This is a genomic window from Pseudomonas sp. P4_C1 (assembly GCF_056402155.1).
This window is the reverse complement of the sequence record NZ_JBFUHY010000002.1, coordinates 1-4,616: the sequence shown is the minus strand read 5'-3', so window position 1 is coordinate 4,616 and position 4,616 is coordinate 1. Positions and strand designations below refer to the sequence as shown.

At 60.3% G+C, this 4,616-nt stretch carries 4 protein-coding genes; all 4 read left to right on the top strand.

From position 1 onward, the window contains the following. The first annotated feature begins 293 nt into the window (after nucleotides 1-293). Nucleotides 294-1,418 (top strand): ABC transporter ATP-binding protein, encoded by a 1,125-nt coding sequence (locus tag AC1DU9_RS01510; protein ID WP_223456969.1) that lies wholly within the window; start codon nucleotides 294-296, stop codon nucleotides 1,416-1,418. A gap of 46 nt (nucleotides 1,419-1,464) precedes the next feature. Continuing rightward, entirely contained in the window at nucleotides 1,465-2,508 is a 1,044-nt protein-coding gene (locus AC1DU9_RS01505; protein WP_477809661.1) for an ABC transporter substrate-binding protein, read from the top strand. A gap of 158 nt (nucleotides 2,509-2,666) precedes the next feature. Further along, a complete protein-coding gene (locus AC1DU9_RS01500; RefSeq protein ID WP_477809660.1) occupies nucleotides 2,667-3,914 on the top strand; it encodes an ABC transporter permease in 1,248 nt (415 codons plus the stop codon). Nucleotides 3,915-3,926: 12 nt separating this feature from the next. After that, nucleotides 3,927-4,616: ABC transporter permease (locus AC1DU9_RS01495; protein WP_477809659.1), on the top strand; the 690-nt coding region annotated here is incomplete at its 3' end.

Here is a 4,616-nt window from a genome sequence, read left to right as displayed (position 1 = left end):
ATGCAATGTTGACTGGCCAGGACGCCATCGCGAGCAGGCTCACTCCTACAAGGGATCTCCGTCTGGTTTTGGATGGCAGGCATATCCAATAGCGACAGCCGTTTTGCTCGCTTTTGCGGCTTGCAGCTCGACACTTGTAGCTGCCATGTCCATTTGCGCCATTCTTGTAGGGCAATCCCTACCCCCAACCTTCCATCCGGCTGAGGCGAATCTCTCTTGCCCCCCGATTTGCGCGGTCCCCAGCGTCCACTAGGCTTAATCCCACAGCAGTCATCAATAACAAAGGTGTGGGTATGAGCCAGGTCGATTCAAGTGCAGGGGCCAATGATGTTCTGGTCAGCTTTCGTGGAGTGCAGAAGAGCTACGACGGCGAGAACCTGATCGTCAAAGACCTCAACCTGGACATTCGCAAAGGCGAATTCCTCACCTTGCTCGGACCGTCCGGCTCCGGCAAGACCACCAGCCTGATGATGCTCGCCGGCTTCGAAACGCCGACCGCGGGCGAAATCCTGTTGGCGGGGCGCGCCATCAACAACGTGCCGCCGCACAAGCGCGACATCGGCATGGTTTTCCAGAACTACGCATTGTTCCCGCACATGACGGTGGCCGAGAACCTTGCGTTTCCGCTGACCGTGCGCGGCATGAACAAGAGCGACGTCAGTGCCCGGGTCAAGCGTGTGCTGAGCATGGTCCAGCTCGATGCCTTCGCCCAGCGCTATCCGGCGCAGCTTTCCGGCGGTCAGCAACAGCGTGTGGCATTGGCCCGTGCGCTGGTGTTCGAGCCGCAACTGGTGCTGATGGACGAGCCCCTCGGCGCACTCGACAAACAACTGCGTGAACACATGCAGATGGAGATCAAGCACCTGCACCAGCGCCTGGGCGTCACCGTGGTCTACGTGACCCACGATCAGGGCGAAGCCTTGACCATGTCCGACCGTGTGGCGGTGTTCCACCAGGGCGAAATCCAGCAGATCGCGCCACCGCGCACCCTCTACGAAGAGCCGAAGAACACCTTCGTCGCCAACTTCATCGGCGAGAACAACCGCCTCAATGGCCGACTGCACAGCCAAACCGGCGACCGTTGCATTGTGGAGCTCGGGCGCGGTGAGAAGGTGGAAGCCTTGGCGGTCAACGTTGGCCAGACCGGCGAGCCGGTGACCCTGTCCATTCGTCCGGAGCGAGTGAGCCTCAATGGCTCCAGCGACCAATGCGTCAACCGCTTCTCCGGGCGAGTCGAGGAATTCATCTATCTGGGCGACCACGTCCGGGTGCGCATGGAAGTCTGCGGCAAGACCGACTTCTTCGTGAAACAACCGATTGCCGAGCTCGATCCAGCGCTCGCCGTCGGCGACGTGGTACCGCTTGGCTGGCAGGTCGAGCACGTTCGTGCGCTCGACCCTCTTTTAGAGGCGAACTGATCGCCCCGCAATACCAACACCAACCTGCACGTGGAGAGAACAATAAATGTTGAGATCCCTGAAATTCACCGCTTTGGCACTGGGCATGATGGGCGCGGCGCACGCAATGGCGGCCGGTCCGGACCTGACCGTAGTGTCCTTTGGCGGGGCGAACAAGGCGGCACAGGTCAAAGCCTTCTACGCACCGTGGGAAGCGGCAGGTAACGGCAAGATCGTGGCCGGCGAGTACAACGGCGAAATGGCCAAGGTCAAGGCCATGGTCGACACCAAAAGTGTGTCCTGGGATCTGGTAGAGGTTGAGTCGCCGGAACTGTCCCGTGGTTGCGACGAAGACATGTTCGAGCAGCTCGATCCGAAGTTGTTCGGCAAGACCGAAGACTACGTCAAGGGCGCCATCCAGCCTTGCGGCGTGGGCTTCTTCGTGTGGTCGACCGTGCTGGCCTACAACGCCGACAAGCTGAAATCCGTACCGACCAGTTGGGTGGACTTCTGGGACACCAAGCAGTTCCCGGGCAAGCGTGGCCTGCGTAAAGGCGCCAAGTACACCCTGGAATTCGCATTGATGGCCGACGGCGTTGCGCCGAAAGACGTCTACAAGGTGCTGGCCGGCAAGGACGGTCAGGACCGCGCGTTCAAGAAGCTCGATGAGCTCAAGCCGAACATCCAGTGGTGGGAAGCCGGCGCACAACCGCCGCAATACCTCGCTTCCGGTGACGTGGTCATGAGCTCGGCCTACAACGGCCGGATCGCTGCCGTGCAGAAAGAAAGCAACCTGAAAGTGGTGTGGAACGGCGGCATCTACGACTTCGACGCATGGGCCATTCCGAAGGGTCTGGACAAGGCGCGTGCCGAAGCGGCGAAGAAGTTCATCGCTTACTCGGTACAGCCGCAGCAGCAGAAAACCTACTCGGAAAACATCGCCTACGGCCCGGCCAACATCCAAGCCGTACCCTTGCTGGCCAAGGATGTCCTGAAAGACATGCCGACCACCCCGGAAAACATCGCCAACCAGGTGCAGATCGACGTCAGCTTCTGGGCTGACAACGGCGAGCAACTGGAACAGCGCTTCAATTCCTGGGCTGCGAAGTAATGCTTCGCCTGTAGGAGCGAGCCTGCTCGCGAAAGCGTCGGCACATTCAACATTGATAGTGACTGATACATCGCAATCGCGAGCAGGCTCGCTCCCACATTTATAAGTTCGAGGTGGTTCTCCGCCTCTGTAACGATCAAAGATTCCCGGAGTACGTCATGGCTATCGCCGTTCCCCTGAACGAGGGCACCAGCCCCACCTTGAAGCAGCGGCTCAAGCACGCCGAGCGGGTCAATCGCTGGAAGGCCCAGGCGTTGATCGCGCCGCTGGTGCTGTTTCTGTTGCTGGTGTTCCTGGTGCCGATCGTGGCGCTGCTCTACAAAAGCGTTGGCAACCCGGAAGTGGTCGGCGGCATGCCGCGCACCGTGACCGCCATCGCCAGTTGGGACGGCCGCGGCCTGCCCGCTGAACCGGTTTACAAAGCAGCGGCCGAAGACCTCGCCGAGGCTCGCAAGAACCAGACCCTGGGCGATCTGTCCAAACGCCTGAACATGGAATTGGCCGGCTACCGCAGCCTGCTGACCAAAACCGCCCGCGCCTTGCCGCTCGCAACCGAGCCGGCTTCTTATAAAGAAGCGCTGGAAGGTCTCGATGAGCGTTGGGGCGATCCTGCCTACTGGCAAGCGGTGCGCCGCAACACCAGCAGCATCACCCCGTATTACCTGCTGGCGGCCGTCGATCATCGCATCGACGACCTCGGCGAAATCGCCCCGGCGACCCCGGATCAGGCGATCTACCTCGACATCTTCGCCCGCACCTTCTGGATGGGCCTGATCATCACCATGATCTGCCTGGTGCTGGCGTATCCCCTGGCTTACCTGCTGGCCAACCTGCCATCGCGGCAGAGCAACCTGCTGATGATTCTGGTGCTGTTGCCGTTCTGGACGTCGATCCTGGTACGGGTCGCGGCGTGGATCGTGTTGCTGCAATCGGGTGGCCTGATCAACAGCGGCCTGATGGCCATGGGCATCATCGATAAGCCGATCGAGCTGGTGTTCAACCGCGTCGGTGTCTACATCTCGATGGTGCACATCCTGCTGCCGTTCATGATCCTGCCGATCTACAGCGTGATGAAAGGCATCTCGCCGACCTACATGCGTGCCGCGATTTCCCTCGGCTGCCATCCGTTCGCCAGTTTCTGGCGGGTGTACTTCCCGCAGACCTATGCCGGTGTCGGCGCCGGTTGCCTGTTGGTGTTCATCCTCGCCATCGGCTACTACATCACCCCGGCATTGCTGGGCAGCCCGAACGATCAGATGGTCAGCTACTTCGTCGCCTTCTACACCAACACCAGCATCAACTGGGGCATGGCGACCGCGCTAGGTGGATTGTTGCTGCTGGCGACTGTGGTGCTTTATCTGATTTACAGCTGGCTGGTGGGCGCCAGTCGCCTGCGCCTGAGCTAAGGGGAGAACGAAATGCTGAGTCCTTATATGTCGCCCATCGAACGGGTGTGGTTCTACAGCTTGCGGATTCTCTGCGGCTTGATTCTGTTGTTCCTGATCCTGCCGGTACTGGTGATCATTCCGCTGTCGTTCAATTCGGGGAGTTTTCTGGTCTATCCGCTGCAAGGCTTTTCGCTGCACTGGTACCAGGACTTCTTTGCCTCGGCGGAATGGATGCGTTCGTTGAAGAACAGCATCATCGTGGCCCCGGCAGCGACGGTACTGGCGATGATCTTCGGCACGCTGGCGGCGATTGGCCTGACCCGCGGCGATTTTCCGGGCAAGCCGCTGGTGATGGCGCTGGTGATTTCACCGATGGTGGTGCCGGTGGTGATCATTGGTGTGGCCAGTTACCTGACCTTCGCTCCACTGGGATTTGGCAACAGCTATACCTCGCTGATCGTCGTGCATGCCGTGCTCGGTGTGCCGTTTGTGATCATCACGGTGTCGGCGACCTTGCAGGGGTTCAACCAGAACCTGGTACGGGCCGCTGCGAGCCTGGGCGCTTCGCCGTTGACCACGTTCCGCCGGGTAACCTTGCCGCTGATCGCGCCGGGGGTGATCTCCGGAGCGCTGTTTGCCTTTGCGACTTCGTTCGATGAAGTGGTGGTGACGCTGTTCCTCGCAGGTCCCGAACAAGCGACGCTGCCGCGACAGATGTTC